Raw genomic sequence first — 14,496 nt, forward strand, 5'->3', positions numbered from 1 at the left:
GGCGCGGGCTGGTGGGGGCGGCCGCGGCCCCCCGCCCCCCCCCCGCCCGGCCCCGCGCCCCCCCCCCCCCCCGCCCGCGGCGGCGGCCCCCCACGGCCCCCGGCCGCCGTCAGCGCAGGGGCGTGTCCGCGGCGGTGCGCACCGGGACGCCGGCGCCGGCCAGCGCGGCCTTGACGTCGCCGATCCGCAGCGTGCCGAAGTGGAAGACGCTGGCCGCCAGCACCGCGTCGGCGCCGGCCTCGACCGCGGGCGGGAAGTGCTCGACCGCGCCGGCGCCGCCGCTGGCGATCACCGGCACGCTCACCTCGCGGCGGACCGCGCGGATCAGCTCGGTGTCGAACCCGGCGCGGGTGCCGTCGGCGTCCATCGAGTTGAGCAGCACCTCCCCCACCCCGAGCTCCGCGGCCTGCACCACCCACTCGACGGCGTCCCGGCCGGTGCCGCGGCGCCCGCCGTGCGTGGTGATCTCGAAGCCGGAGTCGGTGGCCGCGCCGTCGCGCACCCGGCGGGCGTCGAGGGACAGCACGAGCACCTGGTTGCCGAAGCGGTCGGCGATCTCGCTGATCAGCTCGGGCCGGGCGACCGCGGCGGTGTTCACCGCGACCTTGTCCGCGCCCGCGCGCAGCAGCCGGTCGACGTCGTCGGGGCTGCGCACGCCGCCGCCGACGGTGAGCGGGATGAACACGCTCTCGGCGGTGCGCCGGACCACGTCGTAGGTGGTCTCCCGGTCGCCGGAGCTGGCGGTGATGTCCAGGAAGGTGAGCTCGTCGGCGCCCTCGGCGTCGTAGACCCGGGCCATCTCCACCGGGTCGCCGGCGTCGCGCAGGTCGACGAAGTTCACGCCCTTGACCACCCGGCCGGCGTCGACGTCGAGGCACGGGATGACCCGCACGGCGAGGCTCACGACGCCTCCTCGCTGGCGCTCGTCGGCGGCGTTCGCCCGGCTGCTCTGCTCATGCGTGAGCTCGCGAGCTCGCTCACGTCCCCGCCCCCCGGACCGCGTCGGCCTCCACCTCGACCAGCATGTCGGGGTGCAGCAGCGAGGCCACCCCGATCATCGCGGTGGCCGGCCGGACCGCGCCGAACACCTCGCCGTGGGCGCGCCCGACCTCCTCCCAGCGGGAGGTGTCGGTGACGTACATGCGGGTGCGGACGACGTCGGCGGCGGTCAGGCCGGCCGACTCCAGCGCGGCGACCAGCACGCCGAACGCGACCCGGGCCTGCGCGCCCGCGTCGCCGGGGTGGACGACCGCGCCGTCGACGGTGGCGGTGCAGCCGCTCACCCAGGCGGAGTCGCCGTGCACGACGACCCGGCTGTAGCCGACGACGTCCTCCCAGGGCCCGCCGGAGCCGATCCGCCGCGCGGTCACGACGACGCCTCGCGGGTGACCGCCAGCGCCTCGGACAGCGTGAACGCGCCGGCGTAGAGCGCCTTGCCGACGATCGCGCCCTCGACGCCGACCGCGGTCAGCCCGGCCAGTGCGCGGATGTCGTCGAGCGAGCTGACCCCGCCGGAGGCGACCACCGGCCGCGGGGTGGCGGCGCAGACCTCGCGCAGCAGGTCGAGGTTGGGGCCGCGCAGCGTGCCGTCCTTGGTGATGTCGGTGACCACGTAGCGGGCGCAGCCCTCGGCGTCGAGGCGGGCGAGGGTCTCGTAGAGCTCGCCGCCCTCGCGGGTCCAGCCGCGGGCGGCCAGCCGGGTGCCGCGGACGTCGAGGCCGACGGCGATCCGGTCGCCGTGCTCGGCGATCGCGCGGGCGCACCACTCGGGCGACTCCAGGGCCGCGGTGCCCAGGTTGACCCGGCGGCAGCCGGTGGCGAGTGCCGCGGCCAGCGACTCGTCGTCGCGGATGCCGCCGGACAGCTCCACGTCGACGTCGAGCTCGCCGACCACCCGGGCCAGCAGCTCGCGGTTGCTGCCCCGGCCGAAGGCGGCGTCGAGGTCGACCAGGTGCACCCACTCGGCGCCGTCGCGCTGCCACTGCAGGGCGGCGTCGAGGGGGTCGCCGTAGGAGGTCTCGCTGCCGGCCTCCCCCTGCACGAGACGGACGGCCTGGCCGTCGGCGACGTCGACGGCGGGGAGCAGCTGGAGGGTCGGCACGCTCCCAGCCTAGGGACCGGCCCGCTGTGGCCTGGCTCGCCCACGGCAGGCTGCGGGGGTGGAGTTCGCCGACGTCGTCCGCAGGCGCCGCATGGTGCGCGACTACGACCCCGACCGGCCGGTGCCGCCGGAGGTGCGCGAGCGGCTGCTCGCGCACGCCATCCGGGCGCCGTCGGCCGGGTTCACCCAGGGCTGGGCGTTCCTGGTGCTCGAGTCGGCGGAGGACCGGGACCTGTTCTGGTCGGTGACCGCCTCCGGTGCCGTCCCCCACCCGCCCGGCCCCGACGCGTGGCTGACCCGGATGCGGCGGGCGCCGCTGCTGGTGGTCCCGCTGTCGTCGAAGGACGCCTACCTCGACCGGTACGCCGAGCCGGACAAGGGCTGGACCGACCGCGACGAGGCCCGCTGGCCGGTGCCGTACTGGGACGTCGACGCCGGGATGGCGGCGCTGATGGTGCTGCTGACCGCCGTCGACGAGGGGCTGGGCGCCTGCCTGTTCGGCGTCCCGGCCGAGCGGGTGGACGCCTTCCGGGACGCGTTCGGGATCCCCGGCAGCCACCGGCCGGTCGGCGTCGTGTCGGTCGGCTACCCGGGCGCGGACGACCGGCGCTCGCCGTCGCTGAGGCGGGGCCGGCGGGGCGTGGAGGAGGTCGTCCACCGCGGCCGCTGGGGCACGGCTGGTTGACTGCCCGCCCGTGACCTCCTCGCGCGCCGTCCTCGTCACCGGTGGCTCCCGCGGCATCGGCCGCGCGATCGCCCGCGCCTTCGCCGGGCGCGGCGACCGGGTGGCCGTCCACTGGGGCAGCTCGAAGGAGCGCGCCGAGGCCGTGCTCGCCGAGCTGCCCGGGTCCGGCCACGCGCTGGTGCAGGCCGACATGACCGACGCCGAGGCCGTGGGCGCGATGGTCGACGCCGCCGCAGAGGCGCTGGGCGGGCTGGACGTGCTGGTCAACAACGCCGGCGTCTTCGTGGCCTCCCCGCCGCTGACCGCCTCCTTCGAGGAGTGGCAGGAGGTGTGGGAGCGGACGCTCGCGGTCAACCTGCTCGGCGCCGCCCACGCCACCTTCCGCGCCGTGCCGCACCTGCGGGCCGCCGGCGGCGGCGCGGTGGTCAACGTGTCCAGCCGCGGCGCCTTCCGCGGGGAGCCGCAGAACCCGGCCTACGGCGCGTCGAAGGCCGGGATGAACGCCTTCGCGCAGTCGATGGCGCTGGCGCTGGCGCCCCTGGGCATCTCGGTCACCGCCGTGGCGCCGGGCTTCGTGCAGACCGAGATGGCGCGCGAGGTGCTCGACGGCCCCGGCGGGGACGCCGTCCGCGCGCAGTCGCCGTTCGGCCGGGTCGCCCGCCCGGAGGAGGTGGCCTCGGCGGTGCTGTGGCTGGCCTCGCCCGAGGCGCGGTTCAGCACCGGCACGATCGTCGACGTCAACGGCGCGTCCTACCTGCGCAGCTGAGCCGGGTCAGCCGCCGTGGGCGGCGGCCCAGTGCGGGCTGGTGATGAGCCCGAGCAGGTTGCCGAACGGGTCGGCGACCACCGCGGTCGACCAGCCCTCGCCGCGCACGGTGGGCGGGGAGACGACGGTGGCGCCGGCGTCCTCGAGGCGCCGCAGCGCGGCGGGCAGGTCGTCGACGTGCCAGTGGACGACGACGCCGGCCGGCCGCCCGGCCGCCCAGGTGGCGTAGCGGGCGTCCATGACGCCGAGCTCGTCCTCGTCGTCGCCGATGCGGAACTCGACGTAGGCCGGCGGCCCCTCGACCGGCCGGGTGAAGTAGGGCTCGGTGCCGAGCACGCCGGCGTACCAGCGGACGGCGGCGGGGACGTCGTCGGCGAGCAGGGTCACGGTGGCCAGTCCTCGGAGCACGGAAGGGTCCCTCCGTCGGGCGGTCCGCCGGCTGCGTCCCGCTGGACCCCATGCTCCGGGCAGAAGTGCTCACCTCCTGAGCGCTTTCCGCGGCATCCTCGGCGGCGTGCGCGCGGACCGGCTGGTCGCCCTCCTCCTGCTGCTGCAGGCCCGCGGCCGGGTCACCGCCGCCCAGGCCGCCGCCGAGCTGGAGGTGTCGGTGGCGACCGCCCGGCGCGACCTGGAGGCGCTGTCGGCGGCGGGCGTCCCGGTGTACCCGCAGGCCGGTCGGGGCGGCGGGTGGCGGCTGGTCGGCGGGGCGCGCACCGACCTCACCGGCCTGACCGGGCCCGAGGCGCGGGCGCTGTTCCTGCTGCTCGGCCCCGCCACCGCGGCCGGGCCGGACGCGCGCGGCGCGCTGCGCAAGCTGCTGCGGGCGCTGCCGGGGACCTTCCGCGCCGAGGCCGCGGCCGCCGCGGACGCGGTCCTCGTCGACCCGGCCGGCTGGGGCGAGCGCGCCCGCGAGCGGCCGGAGGTGGCGCTGCTGCTCGACGCCGTCGTCGCCCGGCGGGTGGTGGAGTTCGACTACGCGGGGCGCGGCGGCGCCCCCGGCCGGCGGCGGGCCGAGCCGTGGGGGCTCGTGGACAAGGACGGCACCTGGTACCTGGTCGCCGGCACCGCGGCGGGGCGGCGCACCTTCCGCGTCGACCGCATGGGGTCGCCGACGGTGACCGGGGAGGTCTTCGAGCGGCCGGCCGGCCTCGACCTGCCCGGCGTGTGGGACGAGGTGGTCGGCGCGGTCGAGGACCGGCGGTCCCCCGTGACGGCGACGGTGCTGGTGGCCGGGCGCCTGGTCCCCGTGCTGCGGGACCGCTTCGGCCGGCACTGCGCCGTCGAGGGCGGCCCGGACGGCGACGGGCGGGTGCGGCTGCGGGTGGCGGCGCACACGGTGCGCGCGGTCGCCGAGCAGCTGGCCGGGTTCGGCGCCGCGGTGGAGGTGGCCGGGCCCGCCGCGGTGCGCGCCGAGCTCGCCGCGATCGGCGCCGAGCTGCTGGCCCGCCACGGGGACCCGCCGGGTGCCGACCTGCCGCGGCCTCGGCCGTCCTGAGACCGCAGCAGGTCGACACCCGGCCCGCGCCGGTCAGCCGAGGTCCGTCGTCGCCCCCACGACCACCAGGTCGGAGCTGTGCGTGCCGGCCGCGTCCACGCCGGGCGGGCGCTCCTCGAAGCCGGGCAGGCCGCCCAGCCCGTCGCTGCCGTCGACCACCCGCAGCCGCAGCGGCCCGTCGCCGTCCACGGTGAACGTCGCCTCCACGCCCTGCGCGGGCGGCGCGTGGAAGGTGACCCAGAGCCGGTCCTCCCCCAGCGCCTGCCCCGGGACGTCGCGCGCCTCCACCCGGGCGGCGCCGACCGTCCCGCCGTCGGCGGTGAGGTCCAGCACCACCAGCCGGACCTCGCGCTGCGGCGTGACCCGCACGGTCACCGTCCGCTGCCCGCCGGAGGAGCGGTCGTCGAGGACCTCGACCCGCGACGTCGGCAGGTTCGCGACCTCGGCCGGGCCGGCCGCCACCGCCTCCCCGGCGAGGTAGGGGTAGTCGTGCGGCAGCGTCCGCGGGGTGCCGACGTAGCGCGCGGTGTACTCCCCCGGGTCGTCCTCGGTGCTGGCCCACCACGCCTCGCCGGTGTCGGCCTCCAGCGCGTAGACCAGCTGGCTGGGCACCGGGTGCTGCGGGTCGAAGCGGTCCACGGCCAGCCCGACGGCGGTGAGCAGCACGGTTAGCGCGACGGCGACCCCGGGCACGGCGAGCGTCCGCAGCCGGGCGCGGCCGGCCGGGAACAGCCCCTCGACCACCGGCAGCAGCACCAGGGCGAGCACCGTGGCCACCGCCGCGGGCGCGGCCCCGCCGGCCAGGCCGAGCGCCGGGAAGAACAGCGCCACGGTCGGCGCGAGGACCACGACCGCGACCGCCCCGGCGACCAGCGCGCCGGCGAGCTGTGCCCGCCGCGGCAGCAGCCCGGCGAGCGCGCCGGCCAGCGCCGGCAGCGCGGCCAGGTACGAGCCGCCGGGCGCCAGCGCCGCGAGCAGCACCGCGAGGACGGCGAGCAGCGCCAGCGCCCCGGTGCGCAGCGCCGCGGCACCCAGGCGGCGGCGCAGCAGCGCGTACCAGGCCAGCACCACCGCCGCGACCAGTGCGACCGCCGCCAGCCGGAACCAGCCCGGCTGCCACGGGTCGATCATCGAGGCGTAGCCGGGCCGGACGAGCACCAGCAGCCGCCACAGCCCGACGGCGGCCAGCGGCGCGAGCACGAGCGGCAGCAGCGCGGCGGCCGTGCCGAGCAGCGTCCGCGGCAGCGACGAGCCGCGCCGCCGGTCCACCAGCGCCAGGACGGCGACGCCGAGCACCGCCGCCCCCGCCAGCGGCCACACCAGCGCGCCCGGGTACCGCGCGAGCCCGGTGGGCAGCGGGAAGTAGGTGGCGTCGCCGTCGCCGGGGCGGGCCAGGTCGGTCAGGTCGGCGTCGCCGAGCTCCCGGGTGAGGGCGAGGGTGTTGTCGCCCAGCGCCTGCAGCGTGCGCTGGTCCAGCCGGGCGGGGGTGTCCTGCGGGGTGTGGTAGGCGGCGTTGCCGTCGATGAACGCGGTGTTCAGGCCGGTGAAGTCGCCGTCGCCGAGCAGGACGCTGAAGTCGGTGTCGTTGGGCAGCGTCCGGTACACCTCGACGGCGAAGCTGCTGGCCACCGGGTGCGGCACCGCGGCGGCGTACCGCGCGGCCAGCCCGGCGTTGCCCAGCGACGTCTCGAACATGATCGGCGGGCCGGTGGTGCCGCGGGCCTCGAGGTTGAGCACCACCCCGCCCTCGCCCGCCAGCGGGTGGCTGTCGGCGAACGCCTCGGCGCCGCACAGGCAGGCCTCCTCGGCGTCGGTGATCACCACGACGACGTCGTTGCGCAGCGGCTCGCCGTCGCCGAGGGCGCGCACCGTCTCGAGGATCGCGGCCACGCCGGCGGCGTCGTCGCTGGCGCCGGGGCCGGTCTCCACCGAGTCCGAGTGCGCCATGAGGAACAGCCGGCCGGTGCTGTCGGTGCCGGGCAGCACGGCGACGACGTTGCGCACCCGCGCCATCTCCGCGGCCCCGGGGCCGGCCTGCCAGGTGCCGACGGCGTTCTGCACCCGGGTGTCCAGGCCCAGGCCGGTGAGCGTGGCGACCAGCCCGTCGACGACGCGCTCGTGCGCCGGGCTGCCCGCGACGTGCACCTGCGCGGCGATGTCCTGCACGTGCGCGAAGGCCCGCCCGGCGCTGAACGACGCCGCCGGGGCGTCGGCGGGCGCGGGGGCCGGCGGGCGCAGCGCCAGCACGCTCCAGACCGTCAGCCCGGCCAGCAGGACCAGCGTGACGATCGGGCCGGCCGGCCCTCCGCGGCGCTCGGGTGCCGGGGCGGGGGTGCGCGACGCGGGCAAGCGGGTCCTCCTCGACCGGATGCGGGACCGGGTCACCCTAGGCGCGCGCGGAGGACACTCCGGGGATGCTGCGCGGTGCGCTCCCCGCCCGTGCCGGGCGCCGGACCAACCTCGGGCTGCTGGTGCTCCTGCTGGTGGCCGGCGGGACCGGGGTGCTCGCGTTCGGCGTCGGGACGCCGCTGCCCTCCCGGCTCGTGGCCGCCGCGCACGGGGCGGCGGGGCTGGGCCTGCTGCTGCTCGTGCCGTGGAAGGCCGTCGTCGTCCGCCGCTCGCGGGCGCGCACCCGCGGCCGCCGCGACCCCACCGCGGCGTGGGGCCTCGCGGTCCTCGCCGGGCTGACCGTCGCGACCGGTGTGCTGCACACCGTCGCCGGGCCGGGCCTGGCCGTCGGCGGGGTGGCGCTGCTGCAGGTGCACGTCGCGACGGCGGTCGGCACCGCGGTGCTGCTGGCGGTGCACGCCGTGGGCAGCCGGCAGCGGCCGCGGCGCAGCGACGCCTCCCGCCGCGCGCTGCTGCGGGCCGGCGGCCTGGCCGTCGCCGCGGCCGCGCTGTGGGGCGCGGTCGAGGGCGGCCTGCGGCTCACCGGGGCGCCGGGCGCGCGGCGGCGCGGGACCGGCTCGCACGAGCGCGGCAGCGGTGACCCCGCGGCCATGCCGGTCACCCAGTGGTTCACCGACGCCGTCCCGGACGACGCCGGCGGGACCGTCGAGCTGGTCGCGGGCGGCCGCACGACCCGGCTGCGCGCGGCCGGCCTGGACCGCGGCGACACGGTGACCGCGGTCCTCGACTGCACCGGCGGCTGGTACGCGGTCCAGCAGTGGCGCGGCGTGCGGCTGGACCGGCTGCTGGCCGGCCTCGACCTGCCCGACGGCGGCAGCGTCGACGTCGTCAGCGTCACCGGCTACCGGCGGCGGCTGCCGCTGGCCGACGCGGGTGCGCTGCTGCTGGCCACGCACTGCGCGGGCCGGCCGCTGTCGGCCGGGCACGGGGCGCCGGTGCGGCTGGTCGCGCCGGGCCGGCGCGGCTACTGGTGGGTGAAGTGGGTCCGCCGGGTGGAGGTGGTCGACGCGCCGTGGTGGCTGCAGCCGCCGGTCCCGCTCCAGTAGAAGGACCCCCTGCCCCCCACCGCTCGCACGCTCGCGGCGGGACCCTGCAGGGGGCCGACGGAGCGGACCCTGCCGGGGCCGACCCTCAGAGCGTGGCCAGCCAGTTGGTGAGCAGCTGGGCGCCGGCGTCGCCGCTCTTCTCCGGGTGGAACTGCGTCGCCGACAGCGCGCCGTTCTCCACACCGGCGACGAACCGGTCGCCGTGCTCGGCCCAGGTGACCTTCGGCGGCGCCAGCCGCGACGGCGGGCCGTCATGGCCGAGGGGAAACTCGCGGACGCCGTAGGAGTGCACGAAGTAGAAGCGCTCGTCGGCCAGGCCGTCGAACAGCACGCTGCCCTCGGGGACCTCGACCCGGTTCCAGCCCATGTGCGGCAGGACGGGCGCCTCCAGCTGCTCCACCGTGCCGGGCCACTCGCCGCAGCCCTCGGCGTCGTGGCCGTGCTCGACCCCGCGCTCGAAGAGCACCTGCATGCCGACGCAGATGCCCAGCACCGGCCGGCCGCCGGCCAGCCGCCGGCCGATGGTGCGCGGCCCGTCGACGCCGCGCAGCTCCTGCATGCAGTGGGCGAACGCGCCCACGCCCGGCACGACGAGCCCGTCGGCCTCGAGGGCGGCGTCGCGGTCGGCGGTCACGGTCACGTCGGCGCCGACGCGGGTCAGGGCCCGCTCGGCCGAGCGCAGGTTGCCCGACCCGTAGTCGAGGACGACCACCTTCTTCACGTCTGCCACGGTACGTGGCAGCGCAGGCGGGCCCGCCGGGATTCCCCGGCACCGCGGGTGGGCGCCGGTCGTTGCCCGGGCGTGGACAGGGACGTCCTGCGGCAGGCCGCCGTGGTCGCCGGCGTGCTCGGCGGCATGGTCAGCGGGGCCACCGGCGACCACGGCGACGGCGCGGAGAGCGACAGCCGGGTGCTGCCGGCCGACTGGGCGTTCGGCGTCTGGTTCCCGGTCTACGCGGGCTCGCTCGCCTACGCCGCCGAGACCGCCCGCCCCTCCCGCCGCCGCGACCCGCTGCTGCGCCGCACCGGCCCGCCCGCCGCGGTGGCGTACGCCCTCGCGGGCACCTGGGTGCGCCTGCGGCCGCGGGCCCAGATGCCGGTCGTCGCCGCGACGACGGCCGCCGCCGCGCTCGCGCACGCCCGCGCCGCCGGCGGCTCCCCGGCGTCCTCGGGCGTCAGACCAGCCTCAGGATCCCCGATGCGGTGGCCAGCAGCGCCGCCACCAGCAGCACGACCGCGATCACGACCTGCGGGCCGGTGCGGCCCTTCGTGTCGTGGTCCGCCTTCCACATGCTCCACGCCCCGCCCAGCAGGAACCCGCCGAGGACGACGAGGACGACGCCGAACTCCATCCGTTACAGCGCGCCCTTGGTGGAGGGGACGTCGGCGACCCGCGGGTCGATCGCGACGGCGGCCCGCAGCGCCCGGGCGAGCGCCTTGAACTGGCCCTCGACGATGTGGTGGGCGTCGCGGCCGGCGTAGAGCACCCGCACGTGCAGGGTGATCCGGGCGTTGAAGGCGAAGGACTCGAGCACGTGCTTGGTCAGCGAGGTCGGGTAGTCCGGCCCGATCATCGGCGTCATCGTCTCGGGCTCGGCGTGCACGAAGTACGGCCGGCCGGACAGGTCGACGGCGGCCTGCACGAGCACCTCGTCCATGGGGATCGTGGCGTCGCCGTAGCGGGTGATGCCCTTCTTGTCCCCGAGCGCCTCGCCGAACGCCTGGCCGAGGGCGATGGCGACGTCCTCGACGGTGTGGTGCGCGTCGATGTGCAGGTCGCCGTCGGCCTGCACGGTGAGGTCGATGCCGCTGTGCTTGGACAGCGCCGTGAGCATGTGGTCGTAGAAGCCGACGCCGGTGCTGATCGAGCTCTTCCCGGTGCCGTCGAGGTCCAGCTCGACGACCAGCTTGGTCTCGCTGGTGGCGCGCTCCACGCGGGCGGTACGGCTCATGGGTCTCAGTCTCCCAGGCGGTGGTCGGGGGCCACCTCACCCAGCGCGGTGAGGAAGGCGCCGGTCTCCGCCGGGGTGCCGGCGGTGACCCGCAGCCAGCCGGGGATGCCGACGTCGCGGACGAGGACGTCGCGGTCCAGCAGCGCCTGCCAGGCGGCGTGCGCGTCGGCGAACCGGCCGAACAGGACGAAGTTCGCGTCGCTGGGCACACTGGTCAGGCCCAGCGACGGCAGCGTGGCGACGATCCGGTCGCGCTGGGCCTTGACCGCGTCGACGGTGGCCAGCAGCGCGTCGGTGTGCGCCAGCGCGGCCCGCGCGGCGGCCTGGGTCAGCGAGGACAGGTGGTAGGGCAGCCGGACCAGCTGCAGCGCGTCGACGACGGCGGGGTCGGCGGCGAGGTAGCCCAGCCGCAGGCCGGCCATGCCGAACGCCTTGCTCATCGTGCGGCTGACCACCAGCCGCGGACGGCCGGGCAGCAGGGTCAGCGCCGACGGCGTGCCGGCGCGGGCGAACTCCTCGTAGGCCTCGTCGACGACGAGCACGCCGTCGGTGGCGTCGTACAGCTCGGTGATCGTCTCCAGCGCCACCGCGGTGCCGGTCGGGTTGTTCGGGCTGGTCACGAAGACGACGTCGGGCCGGACCTCCCGCACCTGCGCGGCGGCCTGCGCGGCGTCGATGGTGAAGTCCTCGCGGCGGTGCCCGTCGACCCACGCCGTCCCGGTGCCGGCGGAGATGATCGGGTGCATCGAGTAGGACGGGGTGAAGCCCAGCGCCGTCCGCCCGGCGCCGCCGAAGGCCTGCAGCAGCTGCTGCAGCACCTCGTTGGAGCCGTTGGCCGCCCACACCTGCGCGGGCTCGATCCGCTCCCCGCCGCGGCCGAGGTAGGCGGCGAGGTCGGCCCGCAGCGCGACGGCGTCCCGGTCGGGGTAGCGGTTCAGCTCGACCGCCGCGTGCCCGAGCGCCTCGCCGAGCGTGGCCAGCAGCTCCGCCGGCAGCGGGTGCGGGTTCTCGTTGGTGTTGAGCCGGTGGGTGACCTGCAGCTGCGGGGCGCCGTAGGGCGTGCGGCCGCGCAGCTCCGGCCGCAGCGGGAGATCGTCGAGCGATGTCCTCGGCGTGGTCGTCACGGCTTCTGCCGCACCCGGACCGCGGCCGCGTGCGCGGGCAGGTCCTCGGCGTGGGCGAGGGCGTCGACGTGCCCGGCCACCTCGGCCAGCGCCTGCTCGTCGTACTCGACGACGTGGATGCCGCGCAGGAACGACTGCACCGACAGGCCGCTGGAGTGCCGGGCGCAACCGCCGGTGGGCAGCACGTGGTTGGAGCCGGCGATGTAGTCGCCCAGCGACACCGGCGACCAGGCGCCGACGAACACCGCGCCGGCGTTGCGCACCCGCAGCGCCACCTCGCGCGCGTCCCGGGTCTGGATCTCCAGGTGCTCGGCGGCGTAGGCGTCGACCACCGCGAGGCCGGCGTCGAGGTCGTCGACCAGCACGATCCCCGACTGGCTGCCGTCGAGCGCGGTGAGGATGCGGTCGGAGTGCTTGGTGGCCGCGACCTGGCCGGGGACGAGGCCGAGGACGGCATCGGCCAGCTCCTCGCTCGTGGTGACCAGCACCGCGCCGGCCAGCGGGTCGTGCTCGGCCTGGCTGATCAGGTCGGCGGCGACGTGCACCGGGTCGGCGGTGTCGTCCGCGAGGATCGCGACCTCGGTGGGCCCGGCCTCGGAGTCGATGCCGATCAGCCCGCGCAGCAGCCGCTTGGCGGCGGTCACGTAGACGTTGCCGGGGCCGGTGACCACGTCCACCGGCTCGCACGAGCCCGCGCCGTAGCCGAACACCGCGATCGCCTGCGCGCCGCCGACGGCGTAGACCTCGGTGACGCCGAGCAGCGCGCACGCGGCCAGGACGCCGGGGTCGGGCAGGCCGCCGTGGTCGCGCTGCGGCGGGGAGGCGACGGCGATCGACGGGACGCCGGCGATCTGCGCCGGGACGACGTTCATCACCACGCTGGACAGCAGCGGCGCCAGCCCGCCGGGGACGTAGAGGCCGACGCGGCGCACCGGCACCCAGCGCTCGGTGACCGTGCCGCCGGGGACCACCTGGGTGGTGACGTCGGTGCGGGCCTGGTCGGCGTGCACCCGCCGCACCCGGGCGATGGCCTCCTCGAGCGCGGCCCGCACGTCGGGGGCCAGCCCGTCGAGCGCGGCCCGGACCGCCTCCACCGGGACGGCGAAGTCCTCGAGGTCGACGCCGTCGAGGCGGGCGGTGATCTCGCGGACCGCCTGGGCGCCGCGGACGCGGACGTCCTCGCACAGCGGCCGGACGGTGGCCAGGACGGAGTCGATGTCGGTGGCGGCGCGCGGCAGCAGGCCGGCCAGGTCACGGACCCCCGGCAGCGCGGATCCACGCAGGTCGATGCGGGCGAGCACGGGGAGGCCTCCGGAACCAGGCGAGGGACGACTCCCCAGCCTAGTCGGGGCGCGGTCGCCCGCCGTCACGGCGCCGGGGGCGCACGGCGCCCGTAGGCTCGCCGGTGTGGGCGACCTCATCCCGCTGTTCCCGCTCGGGTCGCCGCTGTTCCCCGGGATCGTGCTGCCGCTGCAGGTCTTCGAGCCCCGCTACCGGGCGCTGGTCCGGGACCTGCTCGCGCAGCCGGAGGACGGCGACGGCCGGTTCTTCGGGGTGGTCGCGATCCGGCAGGGGTGGGAGGTCGAGCGCGTCTCCCCCGCCCAGGCGCTCTACGACGTCGGCTGCACCGCGCACCTGCAGACCGTGCGGCCGCAGCCCGACGGCGGGTTCCGCGTCACCACCGTCGGCGGCGACCGGTTCCGGCTGCTCGACGTCCTGGTCGGCGGGGACGGCGAGGACGGGGACGGCCCGCCCTACCTGCGGGCCGAGGTCGAGTGGCTGGCCGAGGAGGAGGCCGCCGAGGAGGCGGCCGGCGACCAGGAGGTGGGCTCCGCCCCGGCCGGCGGCGGCCCGGACGAGGGGCTGGTGGCCGAGGTGGCCCGCGGGTCGCTCGGCGTGCTGGAGCGCGGGGTGGGCTCGCTGTTCACCCGCTACGTGACCGCCGTGGCGGGTCTGCAGACCGGGAGCGCGGAGACCGCCGTGGCCGGCGACGCGCAGGAGCTCGACGGCGTCGACGCGCTGCTCGACGTCGTCGACGGCGACGCCCGCGCGCTGTCCTACCTGGTGGCCTCGGCGGCGCTGCTGACCACCGAGGACCGGCAGGCGCTGCTGGCCGAGTCGGCGACCCGCCGCCGGCTGGTGGCCGAGACGCGGATGCTGCGCCGCGAGCTCACCCTGCTCACGACGGTGGGCGCGGTCCCGGCGCCGCTGCAGCAGTTCGCGGGCCCGACCAGCCTCAACTGAGCGGCGAGCCCCCGGCGAGCCGCTCCGTGTCCCGGCCGAGGTCGTCGCGGGCGGCGAACAGCGCCGCGACGACGTAGACCAGCAGCGCGGCGAACGGGGCCACCGCCAGCGCCGGCGGGCTGGACAGCTCCAGCCCGGTGGTCACCCGGGTGCCGACGTCGCCGAGCTGGGCCGGCGTGGGCCCGGGCGCCAGCAGCTCCCCCAGCTGCCAGGCGAGGACCCCGGCCAGCGCGGTGCCGACCGCGGTGCCCACCACGGTGGCCACGCCCCGCCGGCGGCGCATCGCCCAGGCGGTCCCGCCGGCGAGCAGGCCGAGGCCGGCGAGGACGAGCACCAGCACCGAGTCGTCGGCGACCAGCAGCTCCGCCGACGGGCGCCCGACCGGCACCGCGCCGCCCTCGACCACCTCGAACCGGGCCCGCGGCGCCAGCCAGACCCACAGCAGCCCGGCCGGCATCCCCGCGAGCGCGACGAGCGCGGCCCACAGCGCCGCCCCCCGCAGGTCCCGCCGCAGCTCCGCCAGCACCGCGGCCCGGGCCCGCCGGGCGGGCGGCACGGCGGCGGGCACGGCCGCGGGCGGGGCGTCCGGGGCGGGGCCCGCGGCGCCGACCACCGCGGCGGGCGGGGCGTACGGGCTGTCGGGGAGCGGAGACGGGCTGCTCACGGCCCCCAGT

The 14,496-nt window shown here is 77.7% G+C and carries 16 protein-coding genes; 5 read left to right on the top strand and 11 right to left on the bottom strand.

Annotated elements, in window-relative coordinates:
• Positions 1–109 precede the first annotated feature (109 nt).
• The 3 genes from hisF to priA all read right to left on the bottom strand — a co-directional run bounded on the left by hisF (position 110) and on the right by priA (position 2,101).
• On the bottom strand, positions 110–904 hold the full coding sequence (gene hisF / locus ACI79L_RS16875; protein WP_456937881.1) for an imidazole glycerol phosphate synthase subunit HisF: 795 nt from the start codon (positions 902–904) through the stop codon (positions 110–112).
• A 73-nt stretch (positions 905–977) separates the two neighbouring features.
• The gene (locus ACI79L_RS16880; RefSeq protein ID WP_456937882.1) at positions 978–1,370 is read right to left on the bottom strand and encodes a RidA family protein; all 393 of its coding nucleotides are present in this window, start codon (positions 1,368–1,370) and stop codon (positions 978–980) included.
• Positions 1,367–2,101 carry a bifunctional 1-(5-phosphoribosyl)-5-((5-phosphoribosylamino)methylideneamino)imidazole-4-carboxamide isomerase/phosphoribosylanthranilate isomerase PriA gene (priA, locus tag ACI79L_RS16885; protein WP_456937883.1) on the bottom strand — a complete coding sequence of 245 codons (735 nt, stop codon included), beginning with the start codon at positions 2,099–2,101 and terminating at the stop codon, positions 1,367–1,369. Before priA ends, ACI79L_RS16880 begins: the two co-directional genes overlap by 4 nt.
• Before the next feature lie 58 nt (positions 2,102–2,159).
• On the opposite strand from priA, the gene ACI79L_RS16890 reads away from it, so the two are divergent.
• Together ACI79L_RS16890 and ACI79L_RS16895 are read left to right on the top strand one after the other, a co-directional pair.
• Entirely contained in the window at positions 2,160–2,786 is a 627-nt protein-coding gene (locus tag ACI79L_RS16890; protein WP_456937884.1) for a nitroreductase family protein, read from the top strand.
• 10 nt (positions 2,787–2,796) lie between these two features.
• The gene (locus ACI79L_RS16895) at positions 2,797–3,552 is read left to right on the top strand and encodes an SDR family NAD(P)-dependent oxidoreductase (protein WP_456937885.1); all 756 of its coding nucleotides are present in this window, start codon (positions 2,797–2,799) and stop codon (positions 3,550–3,552) included.
• Positions 3,553–3,558: 6 nt separating this feature from the next.
• Here ACI79L_RS16895 and ACI79L_RS16900 read toward each other — a convergent pair whose 3' ends face one another.
• Positions 3,559–3,960, bottom strand: coding sequence for a VOC family protein (locus ACI79L_RS16900; protein ID WP_456937886.1), 402 nt, complete (start codon positions 3,958–3,960; stop codon positions 3,559–3,561).
• Between the two features lie 106 nt (positions 3,961–4,066).
• Between ACI79L_RS16900 and ACI79L_RS16905 the strand changes: the two genes are divergently transcribed.
• Complete coding sequence (locus ACI79L_RS16905; RefSeq protein WP_456937887.1) at positions 4,067–5,047, top strand: helix-turn-helix transcriptional regulator; 981 nt, start codon at positions 4,067–4,069, stop codon at positions 5,045–5,047.
• Positions 5,048–5,080: 33 nt separating this feature from the next.
• On the opposite strand, the gene ACI79L_RS16910 is transcribed toward ACI79L_RS16905, so the two are convergent.
• The gene (locus tag ACI79L_RS16910) at positions 5,081–7,396 is read right to left on the bottom strand and encodes a M20/M25/M40 family metallo-hydrolase (RefSeq protein ID WP_456937888.1); all 2,316 of its coding nucleotides are present in this window, start codon (positions 7,394–7,396) and stop codon (positions 5,081–5,083) included.
• Between the two features lie 65 nt (positions 7,397–7,461).
• On the opposite strand from ACI79L_RS16910, the gene ACI79L_RS16915 reads away from it, so the two are divergent.
• The gene (locus tag ACI79L_RS16915) at positions 7,462–8,502 is read left to right on the top strand and encodes a molybdopterin-dependent oxidoreductase (RefSeq protein WP_456937889.1); all 1,041 of its coding nucleotides are present in this window, start codon (positions 7,462–7,464) and stop codon (positions 8,500–8,502) included.
• 85 nt (positions 8,503–8,587) lie between these two features.
• Here ACI79L_RS16915 and hisH read toward each other — a convergent pair whose 3' ends face one another.
• From hisH to hisD, 5 genes are all read right to left on the bottom strand, one after another.
• A complete protein-coding gene (hisH, locus tag ACI79L_RS16920) occupies positions 8,588–9,223 on the bottom strand; it encodes an imidazole glycerol phosphate synthase subunit HisH (RefSeq protein ID WP_456937890.1) in 636 nt (211 codons plus the stop codon).
• A gap of 454 nt (positions 9,224–9,677) precedes the next feature.
• Positions 9,678–9,854, bottom strand: coding sequence for a hypothetical protein (locus ACI79L_RS16925; protein ID WP_456926678.1), 177 nt, complete (start codon positions 9,852–9,854; stop codon positions 9,678–9,680).
• Between the two features lie 3 nt (positions 9,855–9,857).
• A complete protein-coding gene (gene hisB / locus ACI79L_RS16930; RefSeq protein ID WP_456926677.1) occupies positions 9,858–10,454 on the bottom strand; it encodes an imidazoleglycerol-phosphate dehydratase HisB in 597 nt (198 codons plus the stop codon).
• A gap of 5 nt (positions 10,455–10,459) precedes the next feature.
• Positions 10,460–11,578 (bottom strand): histidinol-phosphate transaminase, encoded by a 1,119-nt coding sequence (locus ACI79L_RS16935; protein ID WP_456937891.1) that lies wholly within the window; start codon positions 11,576–11,578, stop codon positions 10,460–10,462.
• Complete coding sequence (gene hisD / locus ACI79L_RS16940; RefSeq protein ID WP_456937892.1) at positions 11,575–12,879, bottom strand: histidinol dehydrogenase; 1,305 nt, start codon at positions 12,877–12,879, stop codon at positions 11,575–11,577. Before hisD ends, ACI79L_RS16935 begins: the two co-directional genes overlap by 4 nt.
• 106 nt (positions 12,880–12,985) lie before the next feature.
• Between hisD and ACI79L_RS16945 the strand changes: the two genes are divergently transcribed.
• Entirely contained in the window at positions 12,986–13,822 is an 837-nt protein-coding gene (locus tag ACI79L_RS16945) for an LON peptidase substrate-binding domain-containing protein (RefSeq protein WP_456937893.1), read from the top strand.
• On the opposite strand, the gene ACI79L_RS16950 is transcribed toward ACI79L_RS16945, so the two are convergent.
• Positions 13,815–14,486, bottom strand: coding sequence for a hypothetical protein (locus ACI79L_RS16950; protein ID WP_456937894.1), 672 nt, complete (start codon positions 14,484–14,486; stop codon positions 13,815–13,817). The genes ACI79L_RS16945 and ACI79L_RS16950 overlap by 8 nt on opposite strands.
• Between the last annotated feature and the right edge of the window lie 10 nt (positions 14,487–14,496).

Source organism: Geodermatophilus sp. SYSU D00684, from assembly GCF_054050455.1.